Origin of the sequence: Roseofilum capinflatum BLCC-M114 (assembly GCF_030068505.1) — a bacterium.
GTDB lineage: Bacteria > Cyanobacteriota > Cyanobacteriia > Cyanobacteriales > Desertifilaceae > Roseofilum > Roseofilum capinflatum.
In genome coordinates this window covers 1-14,698 of sequence record NZ_JAQOSO010000083.1, presented here as the reverse complement: position 1 = coordinate 14,698, position 14,698 = coordinate 1, and the positions used below count along the sequence as shown (strand labels likewise).

The following is a 14,698-nucleotide window of genomic DNA, read 5'->3' as shown; positions in this document are numbered from 1 at the left end:
GCGAAGTCGAAGGGAGAAGGGGAGCAGAAGTCCCTCTCCCGTGGGAGAGGGATTTAGGGAGAGGGCACAACCCCCATCCCTGACCAGAGATTTGGTTATACTCAAACTAGGGTCACCCACCCACAACCTAACCCTGTTGAATAAAAATGACCTTTTGGCGTAACTGGTTTAATAAACTCCGAGGCAAAACTGCACCCCAGTCTACCGATACAGACTATGAGCGACTGTTGCAGAAACTCCTGCAAGCCACATCCGCAAGCGGGGGAGATTCGGCCGCAGTTTATCCCCTCTTGCAAGAGAACGTAGAACGAATAAACTTAGAACTGGCGCAAACCATACCCACCTTTGCTCGCAACCACTGGACAAGCGATACCATTATTAACTTGTTTAATTTGGGGAATGCCATTCAACAATTCCCGTTAGGGGAAAGAGCGCTTAACTTAGAAATTGCCCTTGTTATCTATCAAGTTGCCCTAGACTTTTTCCCACAAGAGACTTCACCCACTGAATGGGCAACCATACAAAATAGTTTAGCGGTTGCCTACTTATACCGCATCCAGGGAGAGCGGGGGGAGAATATCGAGCAGGCGATCGCCTGTTACGAAGCCGCTTTGCAAGTCTATACCCGTGAAAGCCTTCCCCAATACTGGGCCTTAACTCAAGAAAATATTGCTTATGCCTACATTGACTTAGAGAATCATTCTGAAGCAATCAAATACTTCAAAGCTGCTCTAGAAGTTCTCACCCCTGCTTCATTCCCCCTCAATGCTCTCAAAGCAGGGCGCAACCTAGGCAACCTCGGCTACGATCGCCAAGACTGGGAAACCGCCCTCTTCGGCTACGACCAAGCCATCCGCGCCGTCGAACAAAGCCGCACCTGGGCCACTTCCCCACTCCCCCAAACCCCCAAACCCCTCCACGAACACTTCCCCGAAGGAGTCCGCTACGCCCCCAGTAGCCAAATCCTCGAACGCCTACACCAGCGCCGCCAACGCCCCACCACCGGAGCCTTTTTCGCCATCCAAAACCCCACCCAAGACCTGCCCTATACCAACCTCGAAGTCGAACTCATCCGCCGCCGCTTCGACCCCAACACCCGCATCCTCAAACACCAGCAAGCCGACAAAACCACCCTCCAATCCGCCGATATCCTCGCCCAACTGCGCCAGAGCCTGTTTTTGCATTTCGCCTGTCACGCAGGCTTTGACAGCCAAAATCCCCTCAATTCCGCCCTCATTTTAGCCGGGGGTGCAGCCCCCCAAGGCTACGGCCGCTCCACCCTCACCCTCCGGGATGGTCGCCGCTTCGACACCGAATCCCAAGGCCTCACCCTGCGCGAAATCTACGCTAACCTAGACCTACCCCTCTCTCGCCTCGTCCTCCTTTCCGCCTGCGAAACCGGTCAAGTCGCCCTAGACACCACCGACGAATACATCGGCTTAACCAGTGGCTTTTTCTTCGCCGGAACCCCTTCGGTGATCTCCAGTTTCTGGTGCGTCGATGACTTCGCCACCGCCTTCTTATCCATCCGCTTCTATCAGGAATTCACCCCCCAAATCCCCGTCGCCAAAGCCTTAAGCCAAGCCCAATCCTGGCTCAGACAAGCATCCCAAAAGCAATTGTTAGACTGGTGTCAACATGACTTAAACTTCACTTCAGAGGACTTAGACCAATTTAAATTCAAGCTCCTCGACTATGACGACCCCCCCTTTTCTGATGTCCGCTACTGGTCAGCCTTCGGCGCAAACGGAATATAATTAAACAATGAACAATTAACAATTAACAATTAACAATTAACAATTAACAATGTAGGGTGCGTTAGCGACAGCGCAGGGCACCAAGATAAAAACCATAGTAACGCACCAAAATAAAAACTTAAAAACATGGCAGCAAAAGATTATTTTCACGACACTGTTAAAACGGCATTAGTCAAAGAGGGATGGCAGATTACCCATGACCCTCTTTACTTAGATTTTGACAGCGCTCGTGTTCAAATCGATCTAGCTGGAGAAAAACTAATTGCCGCAGAACGGGATCTCGAAAAGATTGCGGTTGAAGTAAAGAGTTTTCTTGCTCCATCCACAATTTATGAATTTCATTTAGCAGTAGGTCAATGTTTTAGTTATCGGGTAGCATTAAGACAACAAGAACCTGAGCGCAAGCTGTATCTTGCTATTCCTTTATTTACTTATCAAGAGTTTGTGTGCCGCCCTTTTGCCCAAACGACTCTTGAAGAAGCAAACTTAAATATTTTAGTCTTTGACCCCAATCAAGAGGTGATTGTACAATGGAAGAAATAGAAGACAAACTTAACTATTATCGCCAGAGTATTGAAACAATCATTAATCACTATGGTGCAGCCAAACCCGCTAATGGTGACATTGAGGTATATACATTTTTCGATCGCCAACAGGATCATTATCAGGTATTTCATGCCGGATGGAATCGCCATATGCGTATTTTCGGCCCCCTGATTCATATTGATATTCTCAACCATAAAATTTGGATTCAACATGATGGTACAGAAGTAGGTGTTGCCAATGAGTTAGTTGAGTTAGGAATTCCCAAGGAGGAGATTGTTTTGGCTTATCATGCACCGTTTATGCGGCAATATGATGGGTTCGCAGTGAATTAACAATGAACAACGTAGTGGACTGTTTCAGCTAATTTGATGCATTAGATTTTGTTTGTAGTGAGGGCTTCAGCCCTCTCTAGCTAGGCTTTTAAGCACTAAAGTGCTTACTACAAACAAAGCCCTATTTTAGATAAAAACCACAGAGACACGAAGGATACTGAGAAATTAAGGAATAAGGAGTAAGGAAGATGAGTGAGAATTTAATGCCTTCAGAGTCGGAATTATTTCTGCAAGATTTCTCGACCTGGTTAGAGAAATCACCGGCTAATTTACCGGATGTAGGCGGATTACAAAAGAGTCTACAAGACACCGAGGATAAACCGTTGGCGTTGGCGAAGGTGATTAAGGTGTGGTGTCGAGAACATGGGATAGTCTTAGACCGAAAGGAGTTAGCTGAGTTTCGGGTAAATATGGGAAAGAATTTATCCAACCAGGAGGAAAAACCGGAGGGGGAAAAACCTAGTGTGATTTATAATAAGGCGTTGATTGAGAAGCGAGTAGAAGAGGCAAAAAACAAGGGTGAAAGTTCTGTCTCCCAGGGGTGATGCCCTCTTCCCCCTGCCCCCTTCTCCCACGGGAGAAGGGGGTGAAAGAAAGTCCCTCTCCCTGGGGAGAGGGATATAGGGAGAGGGCAAGATCTTGAAGTCCCTCTCCCTGGGGAGAGGGATATAGGGAGAGGGCAAGATCTTGGCAATTCATATCAAGTCCGGTTAAACCGTTGTCATTGCGACCTCCAGGAAGCGATCGCCAAAACTACCGAGATGGTTGAGATTGCTTCACTCCACTGCGTTCCGTTCGCAATGACAAATTGTCACTGATCTAGTGGACTTGATATCACGCATCAATTGAACATAAGGAGAGCATGATGTTGAAAAGTTATGAAGCAATTTATCAAGATGATCAGGTTAAGTGGTTAACGGAAAAACCTGACGTGAAATCTGCGCGAGTGATTGTTACAGTTTTAAGCGAATATGAATATCCTAGAAAGCGACGCACTCCTCCAGAAAAAATTGCAGGAAAAGGCAAAACATTAGGGGATTTAGTGCGTCCAATTGTCGATGAAGAGGACTGGGACTGTTTGAAAGATGGAATCTAAAACCGTAATCTATGCTCCGGCTTTGTATTGGTTTTCCTATCAGTACCATGATGGGTTGGTGATGGGTGATGTCGATGAGTCTAGCTTGGAGGAGTTTAATGTTGATTGGGTACAAAAGCAGTATGAGCAAGTTTTAAGTCCGTTCGGGATTAAGTGGAATTGGACTCTACGGAAAGATAAGCCTGCATCACAGTTTGATTTGCTGAAAACTAAGATTGCTGAATTTGAAGTTCCCGGTCTCAATTTAGAGGGGTTTGTCTATCCCCAATCGATACATGATGCCTATGCTCTGAATCTGAATGTTTATTATCCAGAGCATTATCAAAAGGATGAATTGCTACTCAAGGATTTGAAAGCATTGAATCCGAACAATTGTTTTATGCCAGATGAGAATCGGGTGGGATATTTGGGACAAACGCTACTGTTAAGTACCTATTTGCCAGGTTCCCCTCCAGGCAATCTCTATGATTTAAAGGACTTGGCGACCGAGTGCTGGCTGGCGTTTTTTGGCTTGGAAAACTCGGAGCTGTTGCCCCGACTTTTTCTGGTTTCTCGATGGTTTGGGGGCTATTTATATGAGTATGGAAATCCGAGGTTGAGTTTAGAGGAAAATCCCTATGGTCGTTTGTTGATTTGGTTTTTGTTTGATGAGTCGCCAACCCTGATCTTAAAGAAGGTGTATGAAGATTTGCCGGAGTTGTTGTTGTATGCTCACAAGGTGAATAAAACGTTCCAACAAAGCCGTTCTGATTATGAGAAGGCGGATGGGATTATTAAAGCGAATGAGAAGCAGTTGGAGGGGTTTGATCGGGACTATTTGCAACGGGAGAGTATGGCGCGATTTTCGGATGAGGAGTTGAAGGGGTTGAAGTCGAGGCTCAAAGAGTTGTTGAAGACTTCGCTGTATTATTCCAAAGCGTTGCGAAATTTGGAGTATTGGTACAATACGATCGCCATCAACACCAAGAATTATCAGGAGCTGATCGAGTCTCTAGAGGGGGCAGCACAAGCCTCTATGGAAGGGTTTCGGCAGTTTGGAGAGAAGGAGGCGATTAATTTTCAGGAGCAGATCCAGGCGGATTTGAATTATTTTCGCCAGGGTTCGGGGTTGTTAGACAAAACGATCGCCACATTACGCGGTTTAGTGGAAATCGACCAAGCAGAAAGCGATCGCCGATGGCAAGCCTATGAAAAAGATAAAGCGAACGAAGAACGCAACGCAGAGCAGGCACTACAGGATCAGATTCAGGCGATCGGTATGGGCATCGCCACGGGGTCAATTTTAGCATCAAGTTTCGGTCTAATCACGCAACCCGTCACTTGGCCCTGGGAACCCAATCATGGCAAATATCCCCATCCGTTTTTAGTAGCACTGATCGTTAGTTTTTCCTTTGCCTTCATCGTTTGGCAAGCCATGAAACGCAAGTTAGCGAAAAAGCGAAAGCGAGATAACGATACGCAGACAGATTCTGGGGATTCTGGCGATCGCAATCAAGCGTGAAAAATGGTTTACCCATTACCCATTATATCAAGTCCGGTTAAACAGTTGCCATTGCGACCGCAGGGAAGCATTCGCGCTTCGCGCAAGCTTCGCTAACGCCAAAACTACCGAGATAAAAGAGATTGCTTCACTCCACTGCGTTCCGTTCGCAATGACATACTATAGTTGATCCAACGAACTTGATATTACCTATGAGAGGTTACCGAGAATGTAGGTGGCTTCGATGTTGCGATCGTCTCCTAATATCATTAAGGTGAAGAGTAAATCAGCCAGTTGTGAAAGATTCTCTGGTGGCATTTGCTTTTGATTGCGTAATTTCATTAACGGAGTTGCAGCCGGATTGATGATGATAAAGTCTGCTTCTTTTCCGGGTTCAAAATTGCCGATTTTATCCTCTAAATGTAAGGCTTGTGCTGCACCGAAGGTGGATAAATAGAAGGCTTGAAAAGGGGAAAAAGCTTGTCCTTGCAGTTGCAGCACTTTATACGCATCTCCCATGGTTTTGAGCAGGGAAAAGCTGGTTCCTGCCCCCACATCGGTGGCTAACCCCACAGGAATGGCGGGGGATTGGGTTTGGGTTGCGTGTAAGTTGAATAATCCGCTACCGAGGAATAAGTTAGACGTGGGACAAAAGGCGATCGCGCTCTGGCTTTGACTTAACCGTTGCCGTTCCGAGTCGCTCAGGTGGATACCATGGGCAAAAATAGAGCGTTCTGTGACTAACCCGAACTGCTCATACACATTAAGATAATCGGATGCTTGCGGGAAAAGCTGGTGAATCCAGGTAATTTCTTTCTTATTTTCGGATAAATGGGTATGTAGATAAAGATCGGGATATTGACGGAGTAACTGACCGGCTATTTCTAATTCTTCTGGGGTTGAAGTTGGAGCAAATCGAGGCGTTATAGCATAGAGTAATCGGTCTTGATGATGCCATTTTTGGATTAAACTTTGGGTTTGCTCATAGGCAGTTTGGGGAGAATTTAACAAAAAGTCGGGCGCATTGCGGTTCATGAGCATTTGCCCGGCAATCATTCGCATCTGGCGTTTTTGGGCAGCCGTAAATAAAGCGTCAACCGATTGAGGAAAAATGGTCGTTAGCACAACGGCTGTGGTTGTACCATTGCGGAGCAGTTCATCAAGAAAAAAATCAGCAATAGTTTGGGCATAGTCTGGGTCTTGAAACTTTTTTTCTACGGGAAATATATATTTTTCTAGCCATTCTAATAACTGCTCTCCATAGGAGGCGATCGTTTCCGTTTGTGGATAGTGAATATGGAGGTCAATAAAACCGGGTAAAATCAGTTTTCCGGAATAGTCTGTAATTTCGAGATGGGGATATTGAGCGTGCAGGGTTTGATAATCGCCGATCGCTTCAATTTGTCCGTTTTCTAGGATGAGTAAGCCGTCGGGAAAATAGCGCACACTCTCTGATTCCCCATAGTAGAAGGGGTTATGGAGAAAATCGGCGATCGCCCCCCGGAAGGCTGAGTAAGCAGCAGAATGGGCAGACATGGAGAAGATGAGTTAGAGTAAACTAAAGGTCTAGCTTGACTTTTCTGGAATTATTCTAATATAAACAAGTATTGAGTCATCAGAATTTAACCATGGAAACGGTGCAACTGGGTCAAACGGATATTCGGGTCACTCCCTTGGGAATCGGCACATGGGCTTGGGGTGATAAACTGTTTTGGGACTATGGCAATACCTATGGCGAAGCGGAAATTAGAAAGGCATTTGAGGCAACCCTAGAGGGGGGAATCAGTTTTTTCGACACGGCAGAAGTCTATGGGTTGGGAGAGTCGGAATCTTTGATTGGTCGGTTAATGAAAGAAACCGGGCGATCGCCGCAAATCGCCACCAAGTATTTTCCCGTTCCTTGGAGGATTAAACCAGAAACAGTATCCGAGGCGATTACCAATAGTTTGAATCGGCTACAAGTGGATTATATTGAACTCTATCAAATCCATCAACCGGTTAGTTTTCTGATGAGTCAAGAAACCTTGCTGAATCGGTTAGCGGATGAAGTGACACGAGGCAGAATTCAAAGCATAGGCGTGAGCAACTATTCCGCCCAGCAAATGCGGGAAGCTCACGGAATTTTAGCCAAAAAAGGGATTCCTCTAGCCGTGAATCAGGTCAAGTATTCCTTACTGAGTCGAAAAATTGAAATCAATGGCATTCTAGAAACAGCTCGCGAGTTAGGCATTACAATTTTAGCCTATAGTCCCCTGGCTCAAGGATTATTAACGGGTAAATATACATCAGTGAATGCTCCAACAGGAGCCAGAAAACTTAGCCCAGAATTTGGCCGGGAAGGATTACGGAAAATTGCCCCCGTGATTTCCCGCTTAAAACGAATTGCCGATCAATACAAGAAAACTCCATCTCAAGTGGCACTCAATTGGCTGATTTGCCAAGGAGTAATTCCAATTCCGGGGGCTAAAAATGCCAAGCAAGCTCAAGATAATGCAGGCGCTTTAGGATGGAGCTTAAAACCAGAAGATGTGGATGATTTAGAAGAAGTCACCCGTCCTTGGTTAAGTTAGAGATAACCTTCGAGACTTTCCTAAAGGGATTGTAAATCGACAATCCGGGGACAATTTCAGATAGGTTTCAGTGGGTCTATCCTAACAAAAATAAGCCAGAGATTAGCACAATCACGCTAGTGAGGGCTTGTTTTTGGGGAAAAGAAAGCACAAATCCAATGGGCCCGCGCTTTTTCCAGGAGAGTTTTTTCGGTTTTCCTAAAGCTTGGGTGATTCGGTCTAATAAGATAGCGACTAAAACAATGCTGACTCCGCCAACGGTGGCTAATCCTACATCTAACCGGCCGATGCCTCGCAATACCATTTGACCGAGACCTTCAACAGAAATCATGGAGGCCACAACGACCATGGATAGAGCTAAGAGAATGGATTGATTGACACCAGCGAGGATGGTGGGTAAGGCTAAGGGAACTTGGGCTTCCCAGAGGACTTGGTTGGGGGTGGAACCAAAGGCGATCGCCGCTTCCACTACTTCTTTAGAGACTTGACGGATTCCCAGATTGGTGAGTCGAATCAGGGGAGGAACCGCAAAAATCAAGGTAACAATCACTCCGGGAACTTCCCCAATCCCAAAGAGCATGACCACCGGAACCAAATAAACAAAGGAGGGTAGGGTCTGCATGGCATCGAGAAGGGGCCGCAATATGGAGTCAAAGCGATCGCTTCTAGCGGCTAAAATGCCAATCGGTAAACCAATAATGATACAGAACGTGACCGCACAAATGACCAGGGATAAGGTGGTCATGGCGGGTTCCCAGGTTCCCAGTAAACCAATGCCTGTCATAGCGGCTAGGCTATAGATGGCAATCCCAGAACCACACCATTGCCAGACGAGCAGCCCCAATAGAATTAAGAATAAGGTGGGAGGAATGGCTAATAAGCTGGCTTCAATGGTTGTGAGGACAACAGAGAAGGGAATTCTAATCAGTTGGAAAATTGGGCGAAATTGATCGACCAAGAAATTAACCAAGCTGCTGACCCAATCTCCTAGGGGTAAGGTATACAGTTGGAAGGGGTCAAGGAAAACTGGCGTTTCACTGATTAAAGATGGGGATAAAAAGTCAATCATGAATGTATTCAACGAAACAACATAACTTAAAGATCGTTTATGCTTTAAGGCCACTCATACTCATTAACACTTCTTTGGGGGTAATGATACCCTGGAATTGGCCATCCGCATTGGTGACGGCGATCGGCACGCCTGCCTCTGAGAGGGAAAAGAGTGCTTCTAAGCAATGAAAATCTTCGATTCTAGGAAAGTCATTGACCATCAGATCGGCTAAATTTTGATTGCCATTGTTGAGGGCATATTCTAGACGGTGTTTCTGAAGTAACCCGACGGGAACTTTATCTTCATTCACCACATAGAGTTGATTGACTCCTTGTTGTTTCATCTGTTCGAGGACAAGCTGAATCGTATATTGATCTCCATTTAAGGGGTTACTTTTGCGTGCTACTGTGCCGATTTTCAGAACTTGAGCGCGATTGACTTCTTGGGTAAAGGCCCTGACATACTCATCAATGGGACTTAAAACTAGGTCTTCGGGAGTCCCGACTTGTACGACTGCACCATCTTTCATGATTGCCACGCGATCGCCAATTTTCAGCGCTTCTTGGATATCATGACTAATAAATACAATCGTTTTCTGCAATTCGGCCTGCAACCGCATTAATTCATCTTGCATTTCCCGGCGAATCAAGGGATCGAGGGCGCTAAAGGCTTCATCCATTAACAAAATTTCCGCATCTGTCGCTAACGCTCGCGCTAACCCCACCCGTTGTTGCATCCCTCCACTCAGGGACGAGGGTAAATAATTTCGCCAGTCGGCTAATCCCACCCGCTCTAGAATGTCGATGGCCTTCTCGCGCCGTTGCTTAAGATCCATGCCTTGCACTTTCAAGCCATAGGCCACATTTTCGACGACTGTCTTATGGGGAAACAAGCCAAACTTCTGAAACACCATGGCAATTTTAGTGCGACGAACTTCCCGAATTCGCTTTTGACTCGTATGTACTACTTCCTCGCCATCAATATAGATATTGCCGCTGGTGGGTTCAATCAAGCGATTAATACAACGAACCAGGGTTGATTTCCCCGATCCCGATAATCCCATGATTACAAACAATTCCCCACTATTAATTTTCAGAGAAACATCTGCGATCCCCAGCACATTACCGGTTTCCTTCAGGATCATCTCACGGGTTGCCCCCTCTCGAAACCGTTGCAGGGCTGTCGAGGTATGTTTACCGTAGATTTTGATTAAGTTTTCCAGGTGGATTTTGGTTTCACTCATGATGATTCCAAGTATGACATCAATAGCGATCGATGGATAACCCAGCAGAGCGCTACTGTATACACTATAAACGACGACCCCATTGTTCTGAGCTGTCATGGGAGGATATAGCCGTTTTCTAATTATTTTCTAATTATTTTCTAATTAGATGAGATACAGACTTAGCCCCCCATCCTGCCCCTCTTCCCGGCCTTCCCAACTCACTCTACAATCTAAGGAATCAGGAGATGGAGAAATCAGGATATGACGCAAGATGCAGCTCAGACTCGGATTGAGAAAGATAGTATGGGGGAAATTGAGGTACGCAGCGATCGCTATTGGGGAGCGCAAACCCAGCGATCGCTGAAATATTTCTCGATTGGTCACAATTTTATCCCTCAAGAAGTGATTGTTGCCTTTGCCATCTTGAAAAAAGCGGCGGCAATTACCAATCAGGAGTTGGGTCAACTTCCGAAGGATAAGGCAGAATTAATCATCCAAGCTGCCGATGAAATTATTGCCGGTAAACTCAACGATCATTTTCCCCTGCGCGTGTGGATGACTGGAAGTGGGACGCAGTGCAACATGAACGTCAATGAAGTGATTGCAAATCGGGCGATCGCCTTTTCGGGGGGAGAACTGGGCAGCAAAACCCCCATTCATCCCAACGATCATGTCAATATGTCCCAGTCTTCCAATGATACCTTTCCCACCGCCATGCATATTGCCGCAGTTTTGGCGATCCATCAGCATCTGCTCCCCAAAGTAACCAAAATGCGGGATGCTCTACAACAGAAATCCGAAGAGTTTGCCCACATTGTCAAAATTGGCCGCACCCATCTCCAAGATGCCGTTCCCCTCACCCTCGGTCAAGAATTTTCTGGCTATGTAGCCCAATTGACCGCAGACTTAAAGCGCATCGAACAAACCTTACCCGATCTGTATGAATTAGCACTTGGAGGAACCGCCGTCGGCACGGGCTTAAATGCACCTAAAGGCTTTGCCCAACAGGTAGCCCGAAAAATCCAGCATTTAACCGGCTATCCCTTTATTTCTGCCCCGAATAAATTCGCCGTCATTGCTGCACATGATGCCATGATTATGACCAGTGGAGCATTGAAAACTCTGGCCTGTTCCTTGATGAAAATTGCCAATGATATTCGCTTTTTAGGCAGTGGGCCGCGCTGTGGTTTAGGAGAGTTGATTTTACCGGAAAATGAGCCGGGTTCTTCCATTATGCCCGGTAAAGTCAATCCCACCCAATGCGAGGCGATGACAATGGTAGCGGCTCAGGTAATTGGCTATGATACGGCCATTAGTATCGCGGGTTCCCAAGGGCATTTTGAGCTGAATGTTTTTAAGCCCATGATGATTTTTAATCTCTTAGAATCGATTACTTTATTGGGCGATACCTGCAATAATTTTACCGATTTTCTGTTGGACGGACTGCAAGCCAATCAGAAACAAATTAATACTTATCTGAACGAGTCCTTAATGTTGGTGACCGCCCTGAGTCCGGCGATCGGCTATGATAATGCCGCTAAAGTCGCCCATTATGCCCTAGAAAAAGACTTAACCCTCAAGCAAGCTTGTTTGGAATTGGGGTATATTTCTGCCGAAGAATTCGATCGCATTGTCGTAGCCGAAAACATGGTTTATCCCCAGTAACACCAGATCAATGCACAGGCTCTGAATTATGCTTACCCTAGAAATGGCGATCGCCAAAATCCGAGCATTTCCCCCCGAACAACAGCATCAAGTGATTGAATTCATTGAACGCTTGGAAGGGCGATCGCACCAACTGCCTGAAAACACCAGCCCCGATCCTAGCTTGGACAAAGAGCAAGCCTTTTTTGAGCTGGCTGGCCTGTGGGAAAATAAAGAGATAACCTCTGAATCCTTGCGTATACAAGCCTGGAACAGAGAGGATTAGATGATTTTATGTGATACCAACATACTGGTGGAGGCAGTAGTGGACTGTTTCAGCTACAATAGGGCAATAGGTTTTCTGGAGTGCTTTAGCGTAGCGTGTCTGGAGTGCGAGCGTCTCGCTCGCTAGGGAAAACAAAAGCGAGCAAGATGCTTGCACTCCTCTCATGCACTCCTCATAATGCATCAAATTAGACAGTAGTGCCGTGAAAACCCTAAAATGGTGGGTTACGGCGGATTGATAGATTGCTATCACAGTCTGGGTTTTAGCCGCCTAACCCACCCTACCCTAATCCCCTATTTTAATACAGTCACAACAGTAGGGTGCGTTAGCGACAGCGCAGGGCACCAATTGCTGAGGGAAAAGAAACCCGGTTTCTAAGACCCAATAAGTCCCTCTCCCGTGGGAGAGGGATTTTCCGCAAGCGGACATGAAAGGGGGATCAAAATGTACCTCATAGCAGCGAAAACTGCTGTATCGTGCTTTGGGCGCTCTATGTTGTCCTACTTTCGCATCTCTAGATAAAATTTAACTCGATCGCCCAACTCTTCCACATTCAAACCTTGCACCCAGTATTCTACCAGGGCGTGACCGAAAGCCCAGGCGTTTTTATCGGGGGTTGCGGGATTTTCCAACAGTTGGGGCCAGAGGGTCAAGAGTTCAAATTTGACTTCTAATTCTGGATCATTACTCAACAGCAAAAATAAATCATAGGCCATCTGTAACTTGCCAATCACGACCGGGAGCTGTTCGATGGGGATTTGTTCGGCGAGGAGATAGGCGAGGGTAGGCGAACCGGTGGCAATCGTTGATACAAATCGGAGGACGGGGCTTTTCAGGAGGGCGGTTAGTCCTTGGGTGGTGGCCATTTGGAAGGTGTAGCGATCGATAATTTTGGCGGCGGCTAGGGTACGGGCATCGCGATCGCGTAAAAATCGCGCTAGTCTCTCCTCTTTCACCGGCCCGATCGCCTCCATGAGCATTGCCGAGAGCTTGTCCGTATTCCAACTCTGGCGACCCATCTGCGTATCTGCGGTGACCACTGGAAGGACGCGATCGCACCACTCGCCTAACTGTTGCTGACGATACTCCGTTGCCTCCCGAATCGCCAACTCCTTCGGCTGCTCCCCTGCTTGCCAGTCATAGGGGGGCGACCATTCCCGGATGGGGCGCAAGCGGTCAACTTGAGTCACCAAGGTAATTAGGGGTAGGGTTTCATTCTGTTCTCGGAGTTGCTTCAAGAACGTCACATCCATCTGCAAAGCCGGATCGAGGGCAGGAGTCACCAATAAGACTAAATCCGCTTTAGCGCCAAACTCCAACACCTGCTCGGCCAAATCTGCCCGGTTCACCTGCTCATAACCGGGAGTATCCCACAGATTCAACCCCTCGCCATTGGCTCCCTGCCATTGATAATTCTGAATTTTGTCCGTGCTGGGCAAAACATCCACTTCCGCCCGTTCTGCTTGAAATAAGGTGTTAATCAGGCTACTTTTACCCGCCCCTGTCCGTCCCACTAAGAGCAGATTTAGGGGGTGTTGCTCGACCGCCTCCTCTGGAGAGGCTTTGGCAATAATGGCGCGGAGGGTTTCGGTTTTGGCTTTGGGTAGGGTTAGCTCGGAGGCGGAAACGTTCAAATCTGGGGGCGCTACATTGCCGTAGAGGGCGATCGCCTGCCGACAGAGATTCCGCAGAGCTGACTCCCGTAACATTTGACCCAAGTTTACCAATAATTCCTGAGTCGCCTGATTTCCCCACTTGCGCGTAGCTCGCTTGGCGGCTGCTGCGGCCGGATTCAGCAACCATTGGGCCCAACCCCAAGCCTGTAATACTTTACGCGCCGAGGGTTCCAACTTGCGATAGAGTTCATAGGCTTGATAGGCTTGGCCAACAGTCACCTGATTGAGAACCGGAGAAAGTTGGGTAATGGCGCGTCCCACATCCTCCACGGTTCCTTGAATTAACCCGTAGGCTTGGGGGATATAGATATTCAGGAGGGGATATTGGGCATCCTGTCCATAAGCCTCAGCCACACAGACTACCACGGCTTGACAGCGTTGAAAAAAGGCAGGCTGATCTTCCCAAATGGGGCGATCGCCTTTCGACTCCTTCAAAATCTTCTCCAACTGGGTCTCAATTTTTGCCCCAATTTCCGCATTACCAATGGCCGATTGAGTTTCTGCCGTCACTGCCTCCATATCCGCGCTCACCGCTTCCACGGCCGCTTCAAGCTGCTCCACCATGGGGCGCGTCCACAGCACCAACAACCAGCGCCACCCCAGGAACACCAGGATAAAGATCGCCCAGATCCAGCTAATACCCCAGGTATGGATCTGCCATCCGGCAGCAACGAGCAGTAAAATGACGATCGCGGCGATCGGGGTAATCAAAACGATCCACTGCCACAGCTTAAAACGCACCATAATTCACTTTCATGTCCGCGAAGCGGAAAAAATTAGAAGTTAAAAATTAAAAATTACTCTTAATTATACGAAAATATATGCTATAGCAAGTCCATTTGAGTTGTGAAATAGAAAAAGCCCTCTCCCTTTCATGTCCGTTCATGTCCCAAAGGGAAAGGAAAATCCCTCTCCCACGGGAGAGGGACTTTTCCCCTTCTCCCTTCGACTTCGCTCCCTTCGACTTCGCTCAGGGCAAGCAGGACAGCGCCTGTGGGAGAAGGGGGTAGGGGGATGAGGGGCAATGATTTATAA

Annotated in this window: 13 protein-coding genes; 9 read left to right on the top strand and 4 right to left on the bottom strand. The window is 47.2% G+C overall.

Annotated features, from left to right (window positions below):
* Positions 1 to 146 precede the first annotated feature (146 nt).
* The 6 genes from PMG25_RS15325 to PMG25_RS15300 all read left to right on the top strand — a co-directional run bounded on the left by PMG25_RS15325 (position 147) and on the right by PMG25_RS15300 (position 5,232).
* Entirely contained in the window at positions 147 to 1,757 is a 1,611-nt protein-coding gene (locus PMG25_RS15325; RefSeq protein WP_283767771.1) for a CHAT domain-containing protein, read from the top strand.
* Between the two features lie 126 nt (positions 1,758 to 1,883).
* Entirely contained in the window at positions 1,884 to 2,300 is a 417-nt protein-coding gene (locus PMG25_RS15320) for an element excision factor XisH family protein (RefSeq protein WP_283767770.1), read from the top strand.
* Positions 2,288 to 2,635, top strand: a complete 348-nt coding sequence (locus tag PMG25_RS15315) for a XisI protein (RefSeq protein WP_283767769.1) — start codon at positions 2,288 to 2,290, stop codon at positions 2,633 to 2,635. Before PMG25_RS15320 ends, PMG25_RS15315 begins: the two co-directional genes overlap by 13 nt.
* Before the next feature lie 188 nt (positions 2,636 to 2,823).
* The gene (locus PMG25_RS15310; RefSeq protein WP_283767768.1) at positions 2,824 to 3,180 is read left to right on the top strand and encodes a hypothetical protein; all 357 of its coding nucleotides are present in this window, start codon (positions 2,824 to 2,826) and stop codon (positions 3,178 to 3,180) included.
* 320 nt (positions 3,181 to 3,500) lie between these two features.
* Positions 3,501 to 3,731, top strand: coding sequence for a hypothetical protein (locus PMG25_RS15305; protein ID WP_283767767.1), 231 nt, complete (start codon positions 3,501 to 3,503; stop codon positions 3,729 to 3,731).
* Positions 3,721 to 5,232 (top strand): hypothetical protein, encoded by a 1,512-nt coding sequence (locus tag PMG25_RS15300; protein WP_283767766.1) that lies wholly within the window; start codon positions 3,721 to 3,723, stop codon positions 5,230 to 5,232. The genes PMG25_RS15305 and PMG25_RS15300 overlap by 11 nt, the downstream gene beginning before the upstream one ends.
* A 189-nt stretch (positions 5,233 to 5,421) precedes the next feature.
* Here the strand turns inward: PMG25_RS15300 and guaD are convergent, their stop codons facing one another.
* Positions 5,422 to 6,747 carry a guanine deaminase gene (gene guaD, locus PMG25_RS15295; RefSeq protein ID WP_283767765.1) on the bottom strand — a complete coding sequence of 442 codons (1,326 nt, stop codon included), beginning with the start codon at positions 6,745 to 6,747 and terminating at the stop codon, positions 5,422 to 5,424.
* Positions 6,748 to 6,839: 92 nt separating this feature from the next.
* Between guaD and PMG25_RS15290 the strand changes: the two genes are divergently transcribed.
* Positions 6,840 to 7,781 carry an aldo/keto reductase gene (locus PMG25_RS15290; RefSeq protein WP_347178846.1) on the top strand — a complete coding sequence of 314 codons (942 nt, stop codon included), beginning with the start codon at positions 6,840 to 6,842 and terminating at the stop codon, positions 7,779 to 7,781.
* 76 nt (positions 7,782 to 7,857) lie between these two features.
* Here PMG25_RS15290 and PMG25_RS15285 read toward each other — a convergent pair whose 3' ends face one another.
* Together PMG25_RS15285 and PMG25_RS15280 are read right to left on the bottom strand one after the other, a co-directional pair.
* Positions 7,858 to 8,850, bottom strand: a complete 993-nt coding sequence (locus PMG25_RS15285) for an ABC transporter permease (protein WP_283767763.1) — start codon at positions 8,848 to 8,850, stop codon at positions 7,858 to 7,860.
* 37 nt (positions 8,851 to 8,887) lie between these two features.
* Positions 8,888 to 10,075 (bottom strand): quaternary amine ABC transporter ATP-binding protein, encoded by a 1,188-nt coding sequence (locus tag PMG25_RS15280; protein WP_283767762.1) that lies wholly within the window; start codon positions 10,073 to 10,075, stop codon positions 8,888 to 8,890.
* Between the two features lie 243 nt (positions 10,076 to 10,318).
* Here PMG25_RS15280 and fumC point away from each other — a divergent pair, with 243 nt between their 5' ends.
* On the top strand, positions 10,319 to 11,722 hold the full coding sequence (gene fumC, locus PMG25_RS15275; RefSeq protein WP_283767761.1) for a class II fumarate hydratase: 1,404 nt from the start codon (positions 10,319 to 10,321) through the stop codon (positions 11,720 to 11,722).
* Positions 11,723 to 11,750: 28 nt separating this feature from the next.
* The gene (locus tag PMG25_RS15270; protein WP_283767760.1) at positions 11,751 to 11,987 is read left to right on the top strand and encodes a hypothetical protein; all 237 of its coding nucleotides are present in this window, start codon (positions 11,751 to 11,753) and stop codon (positions 11,985 to 11,987) included.
* Between the two features lie 500 nt (positions 11,988 to 12,487).
* Here PMG25_RS15270 and PMG25_RS15265 read toward each other — a convergent pair whose 3' ends face one another.
* Positions 12,488 to 14,407 carry a GTPase family protein gene (locus tag PMG25_RS15265; protein ID WP_283767759.1) on the bottom strand — a complete coding sequence of 640 codons (1,920 nt, stop codon included), beginning with the start codon at positions 14,405 to 14,407 and terminating at the stop codon, positions 12,488 to 12,490.
* Positions 14,408 to 14,698: the final 291 nt, after the last annotated feature.

Excerpts from the sequence above, each read along its gene's own strand:
- guaD (WP_283767765.1), bottom strand. The coding sequence starts at position 6,747 with ATGTCTGCCCATTCTGCTGCTTACTCAGCCTTCCGGGGGGCGATCGCC.
- fumC (WP_283767761.1), top strand. The coding sequence starts at position 10,319 with ATGACGCAAGATGCAGCTCAGACTCGGATTGAGAAAGATAGTATGGGG.
- PMG25_RS15305 (WP_283767767.1), top strand. The coding sequence starts at position 3,501 with ATGTTGAAAAGTTATGAAGCAATTTATCAAGATGATCAGGTTAAGTGG.
- PMG25_RS15300 (WP_283767766.1), top strand. The coding sequence starts at position 3,721 with ATGGAATCTAAAACCGTAATCTATGCTCCGGCTTTGTATTGGTTTTCC.
- PMG25_RS15315 (WP_283767769.1), top strand. The coding sequence starts at position 2,288 with ATGGAAGAAATAGAAGACAAACTTAACTATTATCGCCAGAGTATTGAA.
- PMG25_RS15280 (WP_283767762.1), bottom strand. The coding sequence starts at position 10,075 with ATGAGTGAAACCAAAATCCACCTGGAAAACTTAATCAAAATCTACGGT.
- PMG25_RS15265 (WP_283767759.1), bottom strand. The coding sequence starts at position 14,407 with ATGGTGCGTTTTAAGCTGTGGCAGTGGATCGTTTTGATTACCCCGATC.
- PMG25_RS15320 (WP_283767770.1), top strand. The coding sequence starts at position 1,884 with ATGGCAGCAAAAGATTATTTTCACGACACTGTTAAAACGGCATTAGTC.
- PMG25_RS15285 (WP_283767763.1), bottom strand. The coding sequence starts at position 8,850 with ATGATTGACTTTTTATCCCCATCTTTAATCAGTGAAACGCCAGTTTTC.
- PMG25_RS15310 (WP_283767768.1), top strand. The coding sequence starts at position 2,824 with ATGAGTGAGAATTTAATGCCTTCAGAGTCGGAATTATTTCTGCAAGAT.
- PMG25_RS15290 (WP_347178846.1), top strand. The coding sequence starts at position 6,840 with ATGGAAACGGTGCAACTGGGTCAAACGGATATTCGGGTCACTCCCTTG.
- PMG25_RS15270 (WP_283767760.1), top strand. The coding sequence starts at position 11,751 with ATGCTTACCCTAGAAATGGCGATCGCCAAAATCCGAGCATTTCCCCCC.
- PMG25_RS15325 (WP_283767771.1), top strand. The coding sequence starts at position 147 with ATGACCTTTTGGCGTAACTGGTTTAATAAACTCCGAGGCAAAACTGCA.